This is a genomic window from Kitasatospora saccharophila (assembly GCF_039529925.1).
Taxonomy (GTDB): Bacteria; Actinomycetota; Actinomycetes; order Streptomycetales; family Streptomycetaceae; genus Kitasatospora; species Kitasatospora saccharophila.
Genome location: NZ_BAAANS010000008.1, coordinates 1 through 17,862, shown reverse-complemented (window position 1 = coordinate 17,862; position 17,862 = coordinate 1). Strand labels below are relative to the sequence as shown.

The following is a 17,862-nucleotide window of genomic DNA, read 5'->3' as shown; positions in this document are numbered from 1 at the left end:
CCTCATGCGGTCAGAGCCTCGGAATCGGGTCGCATAAATGAAATATTACCACCAGGTAGAAAGTCAGCTCGATGCGAAGAACCGGGTTTCCGTCGAAATCCTCGGGTCGCTGCGGGTATCGGTCGACGACCGCTACGACAGCATCGGCGCGAACCGGGTGCGGACCCTGCTCGCGGTACTGAGTTTCAGCGTGGGCGAAGTCGTCTCGATGGACGTCCTGATCGAGGAACTCTTCTCCGACCAGGCTTCCAAGAATCCCAAGAACGCCCTGCAGGCGAACATGCGCCGGTTGCGCACCTCGCTGGAGCTGGCCACCGGCGTGCCGGGCAACCTGCTGGTGCCCACCTCCGCCAACGGGTACCTGCTCGACCTGCCGCCGGAGGCCGTCGACGCACGAAGATTCGACACCCTGGCCGCCCGCGGCGCCGCCCTGCTGCGCGACCAACCCTACGAGGCGGCGCAGCAGTTGGAGGAGGCCCTGCGGCTCTGGCGCGGGCCGGCCCTGCTCGACGTCTCGGGCGGGCTGCGCTGCGACAGCCAGGTCAACCGGCTCAACAGCCGCCGGCTGGACGCCCTGGAGGACCTCTACGAGGCCCGCATGAGCGTGGGCGCCGGGGGCAACACGGCCAACGAGCTCGAACAACTCGCCTGCGAGCACCCGGAGCGCGAGCGGATATCCGAGTTACTGATGCTCGCGCTCTACCGGGCCGGCCGCCAGGGCGAAGCGCTGGCGACGTTCCAGCGGGTCCGCTCCTGGTTGAACACCGAGCTGGGGCTGGAGCCCCGGAAGAAGATGCGCGGCCTCCAACAGGCCATCCTGGCCCAGGATCCGTCGATCGACGCCGGCCTGGTCTGGGCCGACGCGCGGTGACCGGCTGATTCCTCCCCCCTCCGTTCGACGTGACCGCTCCGACCGCTCCGGCGGCCGGAGCGGTCACGGCACGTCCAGCGGGTCGTCGAGCGTCCACTCGGCCAGTTCGATCCGCCCCGCGGCCTCGACGGCGAGCGCCGCCGCGTACCCGGGGCCGGGGTCCAGGTCGGCCATCGCCACGGCCGGCGGCCCCGTCCCGCCGTCCCCGGGCGCCCCGTCCCAGGACAGCAGGGCCGCGGGCCGCGCGGGCGCGGCGAGGGTGAGGCCGCGCAGCGGGACGGAGAGTCCGCGGCCGACCGCCTTGAGGACGGCCTCCTTCCTGGTCCAGTAGACGTGGTAGGCCGCCGTCCGGTCCTCCGGGCGGATCCGGCGGAAGTCCTCCAACTCCCGCGCGGAGAGCACCCGGGGCGCGAGCCGGTCCACCTCGCGGGCGGTGACCCGCTCCACGTCCACCCCCGGCTCGGCGTGCTCGGTCACGGCCAGCACCACCCGTCCGCCGGAGTGCGACAGCGAGAACCGCGCCGCGGCACCGGGCACCCGCGGCTTGCCGTGCGGGCCGCCGCAGTGCCCGCACCGGCGGCTGAACACCACCGCCCCGGGCGAGACCCCGGTCGCCCGGCCCAGCGCGCTGCGGACCAGCGCCCGGGCGGTGGCGAACCGGGCCCGGTCCTCGGGCTCGGCCAGCCGCCCGTACCGGGCCCGCTCGTCCTCGGACATCAGGGCGCGCACCCGGGCCCGGTCGACCACCGGCGACCAGAGCACCCGGCAACTGACCGCGTTCGGCTGGGCCATCGCGCTACGCGGCCCGGCGGCCGGTGAGTTCCAGGAAGACGTCGTCCAGCGAGGGGCGGCGCTGGGCGAGGCCGCTGACCTGGATCCCGGCCCGGTGCAGCGCCGCGGCCGCGGCCGAGACCCCGGCCAGTCCGTCGCTCAACTGCACGGCCAGCACGCCCTTGCGGTCGTCCCGGGTCAGCTCGCCGACCATCAGCGGGTTCAGCGCGGACAGCGCCGCCGGCAGGTCGGCCGGGTCGACCACGGTGACCTCCAGCCGCTCCTGGCCGACCTTGCGCTTGAGCTCGTCGGCGGTGCCCTCGGCGGCCACCACGCCCTGGTCGATCACCACGATCCGGTCGGCCAGTTCGTCGGCCTCCTCCAGGTACTGGGTGGTCAGCAGGACCGTCACGCCGTTGGCCACCAGGTCCCGCACGACGGACCACAGGACCAGCCGGCTGGACGGGTCGAGCCCGGTGGTCGGCTCGTCCAGGAAGATCACCTCGGGGCCGCCGACCAGGGTGCTCGCCAGGTCCAGCCGGCGCCGCATGCCGCCCGAGTAGGCCCGCAGCGGCTTGTTCCCGGTGTCCGCGAGGTCGAACCGCTCCAGCAGCTCGTCCGCCCTGGCCCGGGCCCTCGTCCGGCCGAGGTGCAGCAGCCGGCCGAGCAGGACGAGGTTCTCCCGTCCCGTCAACTCCTCGTCCACGGCGGCGTACTGGCCGGAGAGGCCGATCCTGCGGCGCACCTCGCGCGGCTGCGCCGCGACGTCGAAGCCGGCCACCGCGGCCCGGCCGCCGTCCAGTCCGAGCAGGGTGCTGAGGATGCGGACCGTCGTGGTCTTGCCCGCCCCGTTGGGGCCGAGCAGGCCGAGCACCGTGCCGGCCGGGACGTGCAGGTCGATCCCCTTGAGGACCTCCTGGTCCCGGTAGTTCTTGCGGAGGCCCTCCGCCTCTATCGCCGCCTGGGCCGCCACCGGTTCAGGCCCCGCGCTCGATCAGGCTGAGCGGCCTCAGGTCGGTCCAGTTCTCCTCGACGAAGCGCACCGCCTCCTCCCGGGGCACCGAGCTGAGCGCCGCGCGCCAGCCCGCCGGAACCTCGGCGAAGGCGGGCCACAGGCTGTGCTGGTTCTCGCCGTTCACCAGTACGTGGAACGTGCCGTCGGGATCGTCGAAGGGGTTGCTCATCGAGGTTCCGTCCTGTCCGTCTTCCAGAGTCAAATCCGCTGACAACTATGCTCCATACCTGCTGACGCGGAACTGACGAACGGCTGATCGCCGCCGTTCGCGGGGCCGCGCCGGGACGGGCCGGGACCGTGGCGGCCCCGACCCGTCCGACCGGTCCGGTCAGACGTCCACCGGCTCCGGGTGCGGCCCGTCGCTGCGCCGCGGCAGGTCCGCGGTGACCACCCGGCCGGTGCGCGAGGGCCACCAGTTGGCCCGGCCCAGCAGGGTCATCGCGGCCGGCAGGACGAAGATCCGGATCACCGTGGCGTCCAGCACGATGGCCACCGCCAGCCCGACGCCGATCTGCTTCAGCTCGATGAAGGTCAGCGTCCCGAAGGTGGCGAACACCGCCACCATGACCGCGGCCGCGCCGGTCACCACGCCGGCGGTCCTGGTGATGCCGTCCAGCACCGCGTTGCGGGTGGTCATGCCGGCCACCACCCCCTCCCGGATCCGGCTGACCACGAAGACGTGGTAGTCCAGCGACAGGCCCGACAGGATCACGAAGAGCAGCACCGGCACCCAGGAGACCACGTGCCCGGTCGAGTGGTAGTCGAGGATCCCGTCCGCCCAGGTGTGCTGGAAGACCAGGCACAGGAACCCGAACGAGGCCGCGACCGAGAGCAGGTTCAGCACCACGGTGGTCAGCGCCACCACCACCGAGCGGAACGCCAGCACGATGATCAGGAAGGTCAGGGCGAACACCACGCCCATCACCATCGGCAGCCGGTCCTTCAGGTTGGCGGTGTAGTCCATGTCGTCCGCCTGGTCGCCGCCGACCGCGTACTGCACGCCCGGCACGTCCTGCAGCGCCGCCGGCACCAACGTGTCCCGCAGCCGGTCGACCGAGTCCCGGGCCGGGTCGGTGCCCGGTCCGGTCGGCGTGCCCGCCTCCAGGACGGCGCCGTGCCCGTCCGCCGAGACCCGGACCGTCGGCGGGATGTCCTTGGCGAACAGCGGTTCCTGCTTCAGCTGTTCGGCCAGCCCCTCCAGGCGCTGGCGCACGGCGTCCTCCTGCCCGGCGGGCACCTTCACCGCCACCACGTCGGTGTTGGCGTTGGAGGGGAACTCGGCGAGCAGCCGGTCGTAGCTCTGCATCGTGGCCAGGGTGCGCGGGTAGTCCGCGATCTGGGTGGCCTTCAGGTTCATCCCCAGCGCGGGCAGCGCCAGCGCCACCAGCGCGCCGACCGCGAGCACCAGCGAGATCAGCGGGTGCCTGGTGGCCGGGCGGAGCAGGAAGTTCCAGGCCCGCGGGTTGCTCCGGTTCCGGGTGAGGCGCCACAGCAGCGGGATCCGCGGCCGGTCGACCGCCCGGCCCAGCTTGACCAGCAGGGCCGGCAGCACGGTGACCGCCGAGAGCATCGCCACCGCGACCACGATGATCGCGCCGGTGGCCATCGAGGCCAGCATCAGGTCGCCGGCCAGGTAGAGCCCGGCCATCGAGACCAGCACCGCGACGCCGGAGACCACCACCGAGTGGCCGGAGGTCGCCGCGGCGATCTCCACCGCCGAGGTCGGCCCGTAGCCCTTGGCCGTCTCCTCGCGGAAGCGGCGCAGGTAGAAGAGGCAGTAGTCGACGCCGACCGCCAGGCCCATCAGCACGATGACGTCCGTCACCGTGCCCGGGTCGGGCACCACCTGGGAGGCGAGCGCCCACAGGCCCAGGGTGGAGGCCACCGCGGTCAGGCCCAGCAGCACCGGCACGCCGGCCATCACCAGGGCGCCGAAGATCACCGCGAGGATGACCAGGGTGACCGGCACGCTGATGGTGGTCGCCTTCTGCAGGTCCTTGCCGAGCCAGTCCTGGAAGTCGCTCTTGATGGAGGCTTCGCCGACCTGCTCGACCCGCAGGTCGGTGTGCGCCTGCTGGACCGCCCTGGTGACGGTCTGCAGCGGCGCGACCCGGTCGCTCGCGGTGTCGGGGTCGCCCTTGAGCGCGACCTGCAGCAGCAGGACCCGGTTGCCGGTCGAGGGGATCGGGTCGGAGACCGAGGCGACGCCGTCGAGCGCGCCGAGCTGCTGCTTCAGCTCCGCGGCGGCCGCGGCGGCCGAGTCGTTCAGCTGCCCGTCCAGCGGGCCGATCAGCACGTTCTCGGTGGCCGGGCCGCGCAGGCCGTTCTCGTTGACGATCCGTTCGGCCGTGGCCGCCTGGCCGACCAGGAGTTGCTGGTTGGTGGCCTCCTTGCCCTTCACCACCGTGCCGATGGAGAAGGCGACCACGGTCAGCAGCAGCCAGGTGAAGATGGCCCACCACGGGTGGGTGGCGCTCCACCGGCCCATTCGCGAGGCGAAGTGGCGTTTCTTGCCGGTCATGTCGATCGGTCCTTCGTTTCGGAGGCGGGAGAGAGGGATCGGGGCGTGCTCAGGGCGTGCTCAGGGCGTGCTCAGGGGCGGCCGGGGCCGGGAGGAGCCGGTACGGGGCGGGGTGCGGCGAGGGGACCGGGGCCGCTTCCGGACCGTTTCCGGGCACGGCTGAGGAGCGGCCGTCGCGGAACCCTGCGGGCCTGGAGGGGGTGTGGTCGGCCCGGGGAGGTGCGTGCCGGGCGTCGTGGCGAGGTCGGGGGGCCGGCGGACGGGCCCCGGTGCCGCGTCGGGTGCCCTCCACCGCCGGGGCGGTGCGGTGCGGTGCGACGGGACGGTGCGGTGGGGCGGGTGTGCCGGGGTGGTGCCTCCCGGCCCGCGCGGGACCGGGAGGGCGGTCGTGGCGCGGGCGGGGCCGCCCGGCCCTACTTGTTCTGGGCGGTGCCGGCGGGGCCGGCCAGCAGGTCGCAGCCGATGGAGAAGGCCACCATGGTCGGGCCGCCCGCGGGGCTGTTGATCGCGAGCAGGCCGTCGAAGGCGGCCAGCCGGCGCTCGACCCCGCGCAGGCCGCTGCCGCGGCCGCTGTCGGCCCCGCCGACGCCGTTGTCGTGCACCGAGACCCGCAGTTCGTGGTCGGCGTGGTGGATGTCGACGGTCACCTCGGTGGCCTTGCCGTGCTTGGTCACGTTGTTGAGCAGTTCGGCGATCGCGAAGTAGGCCGCCGACTCCACCGGGGCGGGCAGTCGGCCCGGCACCGAGCCGGTCAGCTGCACCCGCTGCGGCAGTTCCAGCGTCAGGGTGCGGACCGCGTCCACCAGGCCGCGGTCGGCCAGCAGCGGCGGGTGCACCCCGTGCACCAGGTCGCGCAGTTCGTTGAGCGCCTTCACCGAGTTGTCCTTGGCCTCGGCGAGCAGGGCGCGCACCGCCGCCGGGTTCTGCTCGATCAGCGACTCGGCGGCCGACAGCGTCAGCCCCAGGGCGACCAGCCGGACCTGGGCCCCGTCGTGCAGGTCGCGCTCGATCCGGCGCAGTTCGTTGGCCTGCATGTCCATCGCGTCCGAGCGGGAGTTGGCCAGGTGCTCGACCCGGTGGTTCAGTTCGGCCCGGCTGGAGCCCAGGACCAGCCGCACCCAGCGGCCGTGCAGCCCGAGCATCGGCTTGGGCAGCAGCAGCACGCCCGCGGCGATCTCCACCACGCCCAGCAGGGCGGCCAGGATGGCGGTGCCCTGGCTCTCGACCGGGATGAAGGTGAACCAGATGCCGTCCCAGGACGTGCTGAGGTCCTCCCAGACGAACGGCAGCGCCAGGCCCCAGAGTCCGCCCAGGATCGCGGCGGCCGGTAGCAGCGCCAGGACCGGCCCGATCACCGGGTTGACCACCGTCCAGGTCAGGTCCCGCCAGGTCTCGCGCTCGCCGAGCATCCGGTGGACCCGTCGCAGGCCCGTCCGGGCCGAGCCGTCGGCGGGCTCCGACGGGTAGGCCGAGTCCACCCGGACGCCGGACCACTCCAGGGCCAGCCGGCGCTGGAGGCGGGCGTCCGAGCGGATCGCGTCCAGCGCGCCGGGCAGCAGCGGCAGGCCGACGCCGATGCAGCTGAGGCACACCACGAGGCAGAGCCAGAGCAGCAGCAGCGCCTCCCCGATGGCGATCCCGGTCAGGGACACCCCCCGGAGCACCATGGCGACCGCGCCGCCGCGGTTCGGGTGGATCCTCTCCGTTCCTTCGGCACGTGCAGTCATGTCCTGGCCCCATTTCGCCTTCACCGATTCACTGTGCTTACCAGCATGGCGATTCGGCGGGCGGATTTCGGGGGTGCTAGTACCCCTCTTGCGCGAGGTGCCACCACCCCCCGGCGGGGGTGGTGGCACCTCTTCTCGCGCGCGGGAGGGTCAGTTGAACCGGTCGGGGTCCGGGCCGGTGCGCAGGCCGCGGTCGGTGGCGGCGATCGCGGCCGTGTCCTCGTCGGTGAGCGCGAAGTCGAACACGTCGAGGTTCTGCCGGATCCGGGCCGGGGTGACCGACTTGGGGATGACCAGGTTGCCGAGCTGCAGGTGCCAGCGCAGCACCACCTGGGCGGGGGACTTGCCGGTGCGCTCGGCGATCGCGGTGATCGCCGGGTCGTCCAGCACGGCGCCCTGGGCGAGCGGGCTCCACGCCTCGGTGGCGATGCCGTGGGCGGCGTGGAAGGCGCGCAGCTCGGCCTGCTGGAGACCCGGGTGCAGCTCGACCTGGTTGACGGCCGGGACGAGTCCGCCCGCCTCGATCAGCCGGGTCAGGTGCGCGGGCTGGAAGTTGGAGACGCCGGCCGCGCGGATCCGGCCCTCGGCGGCCAGCCGCTCGATGGCCTTCCAGGACTCGGCGTACAGGTCCCGGGCCGGGGTGGGCCAGTGGATCAGGTACAGGTCGACGTACTCCAGGCCGAGCCTGTCGAGGCTGGCGTCGAAGGCCCGCAGGGTCGCGTCGTGGCCCTGGTCGGCGTTCCACAGCTTGGTGGTGACGAACAGTTCCTCGCGGGGCAGCCCGGAGGCGGCCAGCGCCTTGCCGACGCCGCGCTCGTTGCCGTAGACCGCGGCGGTGTCGACGCTGCGGTACCCGGCCTCCAGCGCGGCGGCGACGGCCGCGGTGGTCTCCTCGTCCGGGACCTGGAAGACGCCGAAGCCGAGCTGCGGCATCTCGACGCCGTTGTTGAGGGTGACGTTGGGGACGGTGGTGCTCATGTTCCTTCTCCAGTACGGGAGTTCGAGGGTCCTCAGTGGTTCAGTACGGGCACCGGGGCGGCCGCGGGGGCGGTCTTCGACCGGCGCTCCAGCGCGGCCGAGACCAGGGCCAGCACCAGCGCGGAACCGGCCAGCAGCGCACCCACCCAGTTCGGGGCGGTGTAGCCGTACCCGGCGGCGATCACGACGCCGCCGAGCCACGCGGCCAGCGCGTTGCCCAGGTTGAATGCTCCGATGTTGACGGCCGAGGCCAGCGTCGGCGCGCCGTGCGCCTGGTCCAGCACCCGCTTCTGCAGCGGCGGCACGGTGGCGAAGCCCAGCGCGCCGATCAGCAGCAGGGTGACCGCGGCGGTGGCCTCGTTGTGCGCGGTGACGGTGAACAGGGCGAGCACGACGGTCAGCGCGCCCAGGGTGGTGAACAGCATCGGCATCAGCCGGCGGTCGGCGAACCGCCCGCCCAGCAGGTTGCCCAGGAACATGCCGGTCCCGAGCAGCACCAGCAGCCAGGTCACCGAGCCCTCGGAGAAGCCGGCGACGCCGGTCATCATCGGCTTGACGTAGGTGATCGCGGCGAACACCCCGCCGAAGCCCAGCACCGTCATCCCCATCGCCAGCACCACCTGCGCGTTCTTGAACGCGGCCAACTCCCGCCGCAGGTGCGCCCCCTGCGGCCGGGGCAGGTCGGGCACCAGCCTGGCGATGCCCAGCAGCCCGACCACGCCGAGCGCGGCGACGGCCGCGAAGGTGGCCCGCCAGCCGACCTGCTGCCCGACGAACGTGCCCAGCGGCACGCCGACGATGTTCGCCACGGTCAGCCCGGTGAACATGGTGGCGATCGCCCCGGCCTTCTTCTCCGGCGCGACCAGCTCGGCTGCGACCACCGACCCGATGCCGAAGAAGGCGCCGTGCGCGAGCGAGGCGACGATCCGCCCCGCCAGCATCGCCCCGAACCCGGGCGCGAGCGCCGACAGCAGGTTGCCCGCGGTGAACAGCACCATCAGCAGCATCAGCATCCGCTTGCGACTGATCCGCGTCCCGAGCACGGTCATCAGCGGAGCCCCGACCACCACCCCGACCGCGTACCCGGTGACCAGCAGCCCCGCGGTCGGAATGCCGACCCCGAAGTCGGCGGCGACCTCGGGCAGCAGCCCCATGATCACGAACTCGGTGGTGCCGATCCCGAAGGCCCCGATGGCCAGGGCGAGGAGCGCGAGGGGCATGACAGGGACCTCCATGTGATTGCCGGTGCGCCTTACGTGCTTCGACAATAATTGCAGACACACATACTTGCAAACGCAACGAACCCCACCCCCGCCCCAGCCAAACCTCACCCGCTCCCCCGCCCAAGCGCCGCAGGCCCGCACCCCTCCCTCTCCCCTCCCTCTCCCCTCCGAAGCCCCTCCTCCCGCCCCGCCCAAGCGCCGCAGGCCCGCTTCCCTCCCCCCTTCCACACCCCCAACGCGAAAGACCCCGCCCCGGCCGGGTGGCCGTGGCGGGGTCTTCGGGGGTGTGCGGGGTCAGGCGATCAGGCCCGGGATCTCCTGGACGGCGAACCAGAGCAGCTCGTGGTCCTCCGCGCCGTCCACCGTGAACTGGGCGTCCTGGTCGCCGCCGTCCGCGGCGGCGATCGCGTCGGCGGCGGCGCCGACGTCGGCCAGCACGTCCGAGTCGGTGTCGTCGGCGTGCACCGCGGCGGCCTTGGCCAGCCGGACCGCTCCGGCCAGCACGACCCGGCCGAGCGACGCCTGGTCCTGGTACTCGTCGCCGGGGAACGGCGTGACCGCCGAGTCGGCGACCTCGACGGCGAGGACCACCCGGCGGCGCGGCGCGCCCGGATCGGCGGCCAGCAGGCGGACCGAGGAGAGCGCCGCCCGGTTCAGGGCCGCGTACTCCAGCTCCTCCAGGTCGTCGCTGACGTACCACTCGCGCAGCGCGGGCGTCACCGCGTACGCGACGCTCTGCTCCAGGACGCCCTCGGGGTGCGCCACCGCCAGGTCCTTCAACGTGGTCGGCACGTACACGCGCATCGGGGCACCCTTCTGACGGTCTCACTGTGCGACGGGTCAAGAATACGCAGCCCGCCCGACCGCCCGCGATGCCCCGGGCCGCCGCCCGCGCCGTGCGCCGATCAGGTCACCCCCCGCGTCCCCCTACGGGCCGTTCCGGGAACCGGCCGACCGTCAACTTCCGCCCCCGCGCCCGGCCGCCCCGCCCCCGTGGCTACCGGGCCGCCACCCGTACGGGTGGATTTCCGGGCGTCGCCGGAACGCGGGAAACCCCCTTGGAGCGGTCTCCGCCCGCCCGGTACCAAAGGCCCTGTCCGCCACCAGGCACCCACCCGTCGAGAGGGCCACGATGACCGAGCAGCTCACCCGGACGCCCGGCCCGCTGATCCGCCCGCTGGTCCGCCCCGCGCCCGGCCTCCGCCGCCCGGTCCGCCACCCGCACCCGGACCCGCACCGGGAGCCGCACCACGACCCGCACCGGGCCGGGACGGCCCCGCGCACCGCCCGCAGCCCGCGCGCGGCCTGCGACGGCTCCGGGCCGCCGCTCCGGCCGGGGACGGCCGCCCCGGGCAGCACCGGCCACGCCGACCTCGCCGGCCGCTTCGCCCACCGGCTGGTGGAGGTGCTGTGCGGGGCCCGCCCGGTGCACCAGCTGCAGCGGCACACCACGCTGCCGGGCTTCCACCAGCTGGCCGCGCTGGTGCGCAGCGGCCCGCTGCGCCCGCGCGGCCGGGTCCAGCGTCCGCGGCTGGGCCGGGTGCACGACTGCGCGCCGGGCCCGGGCGCGGTGGAGGCGTGCGTGCGGGTCGAGCTGGGCCCGCGGCACCACGTGCTGGCGTTCCGCCTGGAGCGGCACACCCGCACCGGCCAGTGGCAGTGCGCCGCGGTGGAGACCAAGTGACCGGCGGGAACGCGGTGCCCGGGAAGCGCCGCGGGGCGCCACCCCCGGAAGGAGCGGCGCCCCGCGGAACACGGAGAGCACGGAGAGCGCGGACCCGGTCAGGCCTTGCGGCGCCGGCCGCCCTTCGCCGCCTTGGCGGCCTTGCGGCGCTCGGCCCGGGTCAGGCCGTCGCCCTCGGACGCCGACCCGTCCTCGTCCTCGAAGTCGCCCTCGACCACGCCGCCGCCGATCTCGTCGGACGGGGCGATGTAGTGGAGCTTCTTGCGCTCGGGGGCCTCCAGGCCCTTGGCCCGGATCTCCGGGCGGGCGGCCGGGACGGCGGCGTCCTTCTCCAGCTTGTCGAGCAGCACCTGCTCGTCGTCCGGCACCGGGACCTCCTCGACCTGCTGCTCGACCTGGACCTCCAGGTTGAACAGGTAGCCGATGGACTCCTCCTTGATGCCCTCCATCATCGCGGAGAACAGGTCGAAGCCCTCGCGCTGGTACTCGACCAGCGGGTCGCGCTGGGCGTAGGCGCGCAGCGCGATGCCCTCCTGCAGGTAGTCCATCTCGTAGAGGTGCTCGCGCCAGCGGCGGTCCAGCACCGACAGGACGACCCGGCGCTCCAGCTCGCGCATGATCTGCTCGCCGAGCTCGTCCTCGCGGCGGCCGTACGCGGCGGCCACGTCCTCCTGGATGGCCTTGGTGAGGAACTCGGGGGTCAGGCCGCCGCTGTCCGCGGCCTCCTCCTCCAGCTCGTCCAGGTCCAGCGAGACCGGGTAGAGCTGCTTGAGCGCGGTCCACAGCTTGTCGAGGTCCCAGTCGTCCTCGAAGCCGTCGCCGGTGGCGGCGTTGACGTACGCGGCGACGGTGTCGTCCATGAAGTGGCCGACCTGCTCCTGCAGGTCCTCGCCCTCCAGGACGCGGCGGCGCTCGCCGTAGATGACCTCGCGCTGGCGGTTGAGGACCTCGTCGTACTTGAGGACGTTCTTGCGGATCTCGAAGTTCTGCTGCTCGACCTGGGTCTGCGCGGAGGCGATGGCGCGGGTGACCATCTTCGACTCGATCGGCACGTCGTCCGGGACGTTCGCCATCGACAGCACGCGCTCGACCATGCTGGCCTTGAACAGGCGCATCAGGTCGTCGCCCAGCGACAGGTAGAACCGGGACTCGCCCGGGTCGCCCTGGCGGCCGGAGCGGCCGCGCAGCTGGTTGTCGATCCGGCGGGACTCGTGCCGCTCGGTGCCCAGGACGTACAGGCCGCCGATCTCCTGCACCTCCTCCTGCTCCGCCTTGACCGCGAGCTTGGCCTTCTCCATCGCGGCCGGGAGCGCGCCCTCGTACTCCTCCGGGGTCTCCTCGGGAGTGATGCCGCGCTGGGCGAGCTCGGCGGCGGCCAGGTGCTCGGGGTTGCCGCCGAGCATGATGTCGGTGCCGCGGCCGGCCATGTTGGTGGCGACGGTGACGGCGCCCTTGCGGCCGGCCTGCGCGACGATCTGCGCCTCGCGCTCGTGGTGCTTGGCGTTCAGCACCTCGTGCGGGATGCCGCGCTTGCGCAGCTCCTGCGACAGGTACTCGGACTTCTCGACCGAGACGGTGCCGACCAGGACCGGCTGGCCCTTCTCGTAGCGCTCGGCGATGTCCTCGACCACGGCGGCGAACTTGGCCGGCTCCGACTTGTAGATCAGGTCGGGCTGGTCGATCCGCTGGGGGGTCTTGTTGGTCGGGATCGGGACCACGCCGAGCTTGTAGATCTGGTGGAACTCGGCCGCCTCGGTGGTGCCGGTACCGGTCATGCCGGACAGCTTGTCGTAGAGGCGGAAGAAGTTCTGCAGGGTGATCGTGGCCAGCGTCTGGTTCTCGTTCTGGACCTCGACGCCCTCCTTCGCCTCGATCGCCTGGTGCATGCCCTCGTTGTAGCGGCGGCCCGCCAGGATGCGGCCGGTGTGCTCGTCGACGATCATGACCTCGCCGTTGATGACGACGTAGTCCTTGTCGACCTTGTAGAGCTCCTTGGCCTTGATGGCGTTGTTCAGGAAGCCCACCAGCGGGGTGTTCACCGACTCGTAGAGGTTGTCGATGCCGAGGTAGTCCTCGACCCGGCCGACGCCCTCCTCCAGGATGCCGACGGTGCGCTTCTTCTCGTCGACCTCGTAGTCGCGGTCGATCTTGAGGCGCTGCACCAGCTTGGCGAAGTCGTTGTACCACTTGGTGGCCTGGTCGGCCGGGCCGGAGATGATCAGCGGGGTGCGGGCCTCGTCGATCAGGATCGAGTCGACCTCGTCGACGATCGCGAAGTTGTGGCCGCGCTGCACCAGTTCGTCCTGCGACCACGCCATGTTGTCGCGCAGGTAGTCGAAGCCGAACTCGTTGTTGGTGCCGTACGTGATGTCCATCCCGTACTGGCGCTTGCGCTCGGCCGGCGACATGTTCGCCAGGATCACGCCGACCTCCAGGCCCAGGAAGCGGTGCACCCGGCCCATCCACTCCGAGTCGCGCTCGGCGAGGTAGTCGTTGACGGTGATCAGGTGCACGCCCTTGCCGGTCAGCGCGTTCAGGTACGCGGGCAGGGTGCCGACCAGGGTCTTGCCCTCGCCGGTGCGCATCTCCGCGACGTGCCCGTAGTGCAGGGCGGCGCCGCCCATGATCTGCACGTCGTAGTGGCGCTGTCCCAGGACGCGCTTGGCGGCCTCGCGGACGGTCGCGAACGCCTCGGGGAGGATGTCGTCGAGGCTCTCGCCGTCGGCCAGGCGGGACTTGTACTCGTCGGTCAGCGCGCGCAGCTCTTCGTCGGTGAGGTTGACGAAGTCCTCTTCGATCGAGTTGACCTGGGCGGCAATCCGCTGCAGCTTGCGGAGGATCTTGCCCTCGCCTGCGCGCAGGATCTTGTCGAAGACGGACACGTGAGCGGGCTCCTTGCCTCATTCGGCTCTGGATGACTGCCGGTGGGGAGTTCACCCCACCGTACGGGCCATCGTATGCGAGGAGTCCGAGCGGCCGGGAGGTCCGTCAGCACGCTATTCCTGTGTCACCCCTGGGAGCACATCGTCCGATGCCGGGTCCAAACGGTCAAAGCGGTTCGCTCCCGGTCGGTTGTCAGTGCTCCCGCCTAGCCTCGCCCCATGGCCGAGATCCCTGTCGAGTCACCCTCCGCGACTCCCGCCGCACCGTCCGCGTCCGCAGCGGCGGCGCCCCCGCCCACCGTCCGGCTCGGCGCGGACCAGGCCCGCCGGATCGCCCTGCGCGCCCAGGGCCTGATCGGTCCGCCCGACCGCCGGGCCGGCGCCGGGGGCGTGCTGCGGCGGCTCGGCGCCGTCCAGTTGGACACCATCTCGGTGCTGGCCCGCTCGCACGAGCTGGTGCCGTACGCCCGGCTCGGCGCGGTCGGCCGCCGCCCGGTCGAGCAGGCGTACTGGGGCCGGGGCACCGCCTTCGAGTACTGGTCGCACGCGGCCTGCGTGCTGCCGATCGAGCAGTGGCCGCTGTTCGCCTTCCGCCGCCGCGCCTACCGGGCCAAGGACCGGGTCTGGGGCCACCCGGTCTCCTCCTCCGCCTACGCCCAGGTGATCGACAAGCTGCGCGCCGAGGGCCCGCTGACCTCCACCGGCCTCGGCGGCGCCAAGAAGACCTCCGAGTGGTGGGACTGGTCCGACACCAAGATCGCCGTCGAGCGGGCGCTCGCCTTCGGGGACGTGGTGGTCACCGAGCGGCGCGGCTGGAAGCGGGTCTACGACCTGGCCGAACGGGCCGTCCCCGCCGAGCTGTTCGGGCAGGACCCGACCGACGCCGAGTGCCTGGTGCGGCTGGTGGCGCTGGCCGGGGCCGCGCTCGGCGTGGCCACCCGCGCCGACCTGATGGACTACCACCGCCTCAAGGGCGCCCAACTGGACGCCGTGCTGGCGGAGTCGGGCCTGGTCCCGGTCGAGGTGGAGGGCTGGGGCGCCCCGGCCTGGGCCGACCCGGCGGCGCTGGCCGCGGCGGGTCCGGCGGGCGGCTCCGCCGCGGGGCGCGGGCGCCACCGCACCACGCTGCTCTCGCCGTTCGACTCGCTGATCTGGGACCGCCCGCGCACCGAGCGGATCTTCGGCATGAGCCACCGCCTGGAGGCGTACACCCCCAAGCACAAGCGGGTGCACGGCTACTTCGCGATGCCGCTGCTCACCGCCGGCCGGCTGGTCGGCCGGGTCGACCCGGCGCGCGTCGGCAACGTCCTGGTGGCCCGCCAAGTCTCGCTGGACGCACCGAAGTTCGTCCCCGCGCTGGCCGAGGCGCTGCGCGAGGCGGCCGAGTGGACGGGCTGCTCGGCCGTCCGGGTGGAGCAGCTGGCGGACGAGTCGCTGCGGCCGGAGCTGGAGCGGCTGCTGGGCTGAACCTCCCCGCGGGCGCTCCCGGCCGGCACTCCCGGCCGGCGCTCAGCCTATTTCGAGGATCTTCTCACGCATCGCGTACACCACCGCCTCCATCCTGGAGTGCAGTTGGAGCTTCTCCAGGATGTTGCGCACGTGGTTCTTCACGGTGTTCTCGCTGATGAACAGCTCCTTGGCGATCTCCCGGTTGTTCATCCCGGTGGCCACCAGCTTGAGCACCTCCAGCTCCCGGTCGGTCAGCCGGGGCGCGGGCAGCAGCTCCCGGTCGTCCGAGCGGCGCTGGATCATCGACTTGAACTCGGTCAGCAGCTTGGCCGCCATCGACGGGCTGATCTGCGACTGCCCGTCGGCCACCGCCCGGATCGCGGTGGCCACCTCGTCGGTGGAGATCTCCTTCAGCAGGTAGCCGGTGGCCCCCGCCTTGATCGCCTCGTAGAGGTCGGCCTCCTCGTCGCTGATCGTCAGCATGATGATCTTGGCGCTGGGCACCACGTCCTTGATCGCGGTGCACGCCTCGATGCCGCTGCGCCGGGGCATCCGGACGTCCATCAGGATGATGTCCGGCAGCAGGTCGGCGGCCTTCAGCACGGCCTCCGCGCCGTCGCCGGCCTCGCCGATCACCCGGATGTCCTGCTCCTCGGCCAGCACGATCTCCAGGCCCCGGCGGAACAGCGCGTGGTCGTCCACCACCAGCACCCGGATCGGCTCCGCGCGGTGCGGCGGAAAGCCGGTGTCCCCCGGCCCCTGGCCCTCGCGCGAAAGGTCCCCCATCCGCTCCTCCCCCGCCGATCACGTCACGTCCGACGCCGCCCATCATTCCACGGCCGGGCCGTGACGCGGTCACCCTGCGGCGCCGAACCGCCCGGCTGGGTGACCCCGCACGCGCGGGTGACCCCGGCGGCCGCCCCGGCCGCCGGGGTCACCCGCCGCCTCCGCGGGGCGGGCCCGCCGTCAGTCCTCGTCGGCCCCGTTGTTGATCGCGCCGCCCGCCCCGGCGACGTCCGCCGCGGCGGTCATGTCCTCCTTGAGGTGGATCACGCCGTAGTGGTAGCCGTGCCGGCGGTAGACCACGCTCGGCAGGCCGCTGTCCTTCTCCTGGAACAGGTAGAAGTCGTGGCCCACCAGCTCCATCGCGTACAGCGCCTGGTCCAGCGACATCGGCGCCGCGGCGTGCGTCTTCTCGCGGACCACCAGCGGCCCGTCGCCCTCCACCTCCAGGTTGCCCGCCACGGTCTTGCGGGCCGTGCCGTTGGCGCTCGGGGCGGCCTCGGTGGGGGGCAGGTCGGCCAGCGCGGCGGTCGCCGCGGCGACGCTGACCGGCGTCCGCCCGTTGACCCCGCCCTTGTGCACCCGGCGGCGGTCGGCGGACTTGCGCAGCTGCGCCTCCAGCTTGGCGGAGGCCAGGTCCAGCGCGGCCCACGGGTCGCTGGCGGACGCCTCGGCCCGGATCACCGGGCCGCGGCTGCGCAGGGTGATCTCCACCCGGTCGGCGCGGTCGGCCTGGCGCGGGTTGGGCTCCTTGGACACCTCGACGTCCAGGCTGATCGCCTTGGTGTCGAACTTCTGGACCTTCTCCAGCTTCTCGGCCACGTGCTCGCGGAACCTCTTGGGCACCTCGGTCTTGCGGCCCTTGACGACGATGTCCACGCAGAACTCCGATCCCTCGTGCTGACCGGCCCGGAGTGCGTCCCGAACCGGCGTGAGACCCAGCCGGACCAGTCGGTCACCGCCCGCCCCCGGACACCGCCCGGGGAACCCGCGAGGACCACCGGCCCTTACCTCACTTCCTCCCCACCAGGAGCGTTCGAAACCCCTGGAAACCTCATGCAACACCTGCCGCGGGGATCTCGCCTCTCCAGTCGAACGAAGCTACCGGCGTCCGGTCGGTGGTCCGGCTGTTCCCCCCTGTCTACCCACCTACGGGTGAAACACCGGCGAACGGCTGGACAACACGCCCGGCACCGCCCACCGTATGGCTGATGCCGCCGCCCGGCGGGCGTTCCGGAGGGGTTCCGTGACGAGCCGCAGCACCGCCCACCAGCCCGGATCCGGCTCGGACCGGGTCCTCGCCGCCCTGCTCGACCTGCTCCTCCCGACCCGCTGCGCCGGCTGCGGGAGCGGCCTCACCGGCCTCTGCCCGCCCTGCCGCGCGCTGCTCGACGGAGCCGCCGCCGGCCCGGCCGGACCGCACCGCCCGCCGCCCGGCCTGCCCCCGGTGCACGCCGCCGCCCCCTACGCCGGGCCGGTGCGCCAGCTGCTGCTCGCCCACAAGGAGCGCGGGGCGCTGCTGCTGGCCCGTGCTCGGCACCGCGCTGGCCGCCGCGGTGCGCGACGCCACCGGCGCGGGGTCCGCCCCGCTGCTGCTGGTGCCGGTGCCCTCCGCCCCCGCGGCCACCCGGGCCCGCGGCCACGACCCGACGCTGCTGCTGGCCCCGGCCGCCGTCCGCGGGCTGCGCGGCGGCGGCGTGGCCACCCTGGTGGCGGCGGTGCTGCGGCACAGCCGCCCGGTCGCCGACCAGGCGGGCCTGCGCGCGGCCGAGCGGCAGCGCAACCTGGACGGGGCGCTGGCCGTGCCGGCCCGGGTGGCGGGGCGGCTGGCCGGGCACCGGCTGGTGCTGGTGGACGACCTGGTGACCACCGGGGCGAGCCTGGCCGAGGCGGCCCGGGCGCTGCGCGCGGCGGGCTGCCCGCCGCGGGCGGCGGCCACCGTCGCGGCCCCCGCCCGG

Annotated in this window: 14 protein-coding genes and 1 pseudogene; 4 read left to right on the top strand and 11 right to left on the bottom strand. The window is 73.1% G+C overall.

Translation table 11 applies throughout. The features are described 5' to 3' along the window. The first annotated feature begins 37 nt into the window (after positions 1-37). Positions 38-871 carry an AfsR/SARP family transcriptional regulator gene (locus ABD345_RS07890; protein ID WP_344551167.1) on the top strand — a complete coding sequence of 278 codons (834 nt, stop codon included), beginning with the start codon at positions 38-40 and terminating at the stop codon, positions 869-871. A gap of 63 nt (positions 872-934) precedes the next feature. Here the strand turns inward: ABD345_RS07890 and ABD345_RS07885 are convergent, their stop codons facing one another. The 8 genes from ABD345_RS07885 to ABD345_RS07850 all read right to left on the bottom strand — a co-directional run bounded on the left by ABD345_RS07885 (position 935) and on the right by ABD345_RS07850 (position 9,910). Further along, positions 935-1,663: a 4'-phosphopantetheinyl transferase family protein gene (locus ABD345_RS07885; RefSeq protein ID WP_344551166.1), complete on the bottom strand. Its 729-nt coding sequence runs from the start codon at positions 1,661-1,663 to the stop codon at positions 935-937. A gap of 4 nt (positions 1,664-1,667) precedes the next feature. Then, the gene (locus ABD345_RS07880) at positions 1,668-2,615 is read right to left on the bottom strand and encodes an ATP-binding cassette domain-containing protein (protein ID WP_344551165.1); all 948 of its coding nucleotides are present in this window, start codon (positions 2,613-2,615) and stop codon (positions 1,668-1,670) included. A gap of 4 nt (positions 2,616-2,619) precedes the next feature. Then, positions 2,620-2,826 carry an MbtH family protein gene (locus tag ABD345_RS07875; RefSeq protein WP_344551164.1) on the bottom strand — a complete coding sequence of 69 codons (207 nt, stop codon included), beginning with the start codon at positions 2,824-2,826 and terminating at the stop codon, positions 2,620-2,622. Positions 2,827-2,985: 159 nt separating this feature from the next. Beyond that, positions 2,986-5,178 (bottom strand): MMPL family transporter, encoded by a 2,193-nt coding sequence (locus ABD345_RS07870; RefSeq protein ID WP_344551162.1) that lies wholly within the window; start codon positions 5,176-5,178, stop codon positions 2,986-2,988. Positions 5,179-5,591: 413 nt separating this feature from the next. After that, a complete protein-coding gene (locus ABD345_RS07865) occupies positions 5,592-6,905 on the bottom strand; it encodes a sensor histidine kinase (protein WP_344551161.1) in 1,314 nt (437 codons plus the stop codon). 150 nt (positions 6,906-7,055) lie between these two features. Then, entirely contained in the window at positions 7,056-7,883 is an 828-nt protein-coding gene (locus ABD345_RS07860) for an aldo/keto reductase (protein ID WP_344551160.1), read from the bottom strand. A gap of 32 nt (positions 7,884-7,915) precedes the next feature. Beyond that, positions 7,916-9,103, bottom strand: a complete 1,188-nt coding sequence (locus ABD345_RS07855) for an MFS transporter (protein ID WP_344551158.1) — start codon at positions 9,101-9,103, stop codon at positions 7,916-7,918. Between the two features lie 297 nt (positions 9,104-9,400). Continuing rightward, the gene (locus ABD345_RS07850) at positions 9,401-9,910 is read right to left on the bottom strand and encodes a DUF6912 family protein (protein WP_344551156.1); all 510 of its coding nucleotides are present in this window, start codon (positions 9,908-9,910) and stop codon (positions 9,401-9,403) included. Between the two features lie 328 nt (positions 9,911-10,238). Between ABD345_RS07850 and ABD345_RS07845 the strand changes: the two genes are divergently transcribed. Continuing rightward, positions 10,239-10,790: an Rv3235 family protein gene (locus tag ABD345_RS07845; protein ID WP_344551154.1), complete on the top strand. Its 552-nt coding sequence runs from the start codon at positions 10,239-10,241 to the stop codon at positions 10,788-10,790. A gap of 98 nt (positions 10,791-10,888) precedes the next feature. On the opposite strand, the gene secA is transcribed toward ABD345_RS07845, so the two are convergent. Beyond that, positions 10,889-13,672 carry a preprotein translocase subunit SecA gene (gene secA / locus ABD345_RS07840; RefSeq protein ID WP_344551152.1) on the bottom strand — a complete coding sequence of 928 codons (2,784 nt, stop codon included), beginning with the start codon at positions 13,670-13,672 and terminating at the stop codon, positions 10,889-10,891. A gap of 219 nt (positions 13,673-13,891) precedes the next feature. Between secA and ABD345_RS07835 the strand changes: the two genes are divergently transcribed. Then, positions 13,892-15,139, top strand: a complete 1,248-nt coding sequence (locus ABD345_RS07835; RefSeq protein ID WP_344551150.1) for a winged helix-turn-helix domain-containing protein — start codon at positions 13,892-13,894, stop codon at positions 15,137-15,139. A 42-nt stretch (positions 15,140-15,181) separates the two neighbouring features. Here the strand turns inward: ABD345_RS07835 and ABD345_RS07830 are convergent, their stop codons facing one another. Together ABD345_RS07830 and hpf are read right to left on the bottom strand one after the other, a co-directional pair. Continuing rightward, on the bottom strand, positions 15,182-15,907 hold the full coding sequence (locus ABD345_RS07830; RefSeq protein ID WP_380273480.1) for a response regulator: 726 nt from the start codon (positions 15,905-15,907) through the stop codon (positions 15,182-15,184). 180 nt (positions 15,908-16,087) lie between these two features. Then, complete coding sequence (hpf, locus tag ABD345_RS07825) at positions 16,088-16,783, bottom strand: ribosome hibernation-promoting factor, HPF/YfiA family (RefSeq protein ID WP_344551148.1); 696 nt, start codon at positions 16,781-16,783, stop codon at positions 16,088-16,090. Positions 16,784-17,150: 367 nt separating this feature from the next. On the opposite strand from hpf, the pseudogene ABD345_RS07820 reads away from it, so the two are divergent. Then, positions 17,151-17,862 (top strand): annotated as a pseudogene (locus ABD345_RS07820) (ComF family protein); the annotation flags it as partial.

Excerpts from the sequence above, each read along its gene's own strand:
- ABD345_RS07890 (WP_344551167.1), top strand. The coding sequence starts at position 38 with ATGAAATATTACCACCAGGTAGAAAGTCAGCTCGATGCGAAGAACCGG.
- ABD345_RS07885 (WP_344551166.1), bottom strand. The coding sequence starts at position 1,663 with ATGGCCCAGCCGAACGCGGTCAGTTGCCGGGTGCTCTGGTCGCCGGTG.
- ABD345_RS07875 (WP_344551164.1), bottom strand. The coding sequence starts at position 2,826 with ATGAGCAACCCCTTCGACGATCCCGACGGCACGTTCCACGTACTGGTG.
- ABD345_RS07870 (WP_344551162.1), bottom strand. The coding sequence starts at position 5,178 with ATGACCGGCAAGAAACGCCACTTCGCCTCGCGAATGGGCCGGTGGAGC.
- ABD345_RS07865 (WP_344551161.1), bottom strand. The coding sequence starts at position 6,905 with ATGACTGCACGTGCCGAAGGAACGGAGAGGATCCACCCGAACCGCGGC.
- ABD345_RS07860 (WP_344551160.1), bottom strand. The coding sequence starts at position 7,883 with ATGAGCACCACCGTCCCCAACGTCACCCTCAACAACGGCGTCGAGATG.
- ABD345_RS07855 (WP_344551158.1), bottom strand. The coding sequence starts at position 9,103 with ATGCCCCTCGCGCTCCTCGCCCTGGCCATCGGGGCCTTCGGGATCGGC.
- ABD345_RS07850 (WP_344551156.1), bottom strand. The coding sequence starts at position 9,910 with ATGCGCGTGTACGTGCCGACCACGTTGAAGGACCTGGCGGTGGCGCAC.
- ABD345_RS07845 (WP_344551154.1), top strand. The coding sequence starts at position 10,239 with ATGACCGAGCAGCTCACCCGGACGCCCGGCCCGCTGATCCGCCCGCTG.
- ABD345_RS07835 (WP_344551150.1), top strand. The coding sequence starts at position 13,892 with ATGGCCGAGATCCCTGTCGAGTCACCCTCCGCGACTCCCGCCGCACCG.
- ABD345_RS07830 (WP_380273480.1), bottom strand. The coding sequence starts at position 15,907 with ATGGGGGACCTTTCGCGCGAGGGCCAGGGGCCGGGGGACACCGGCTTT.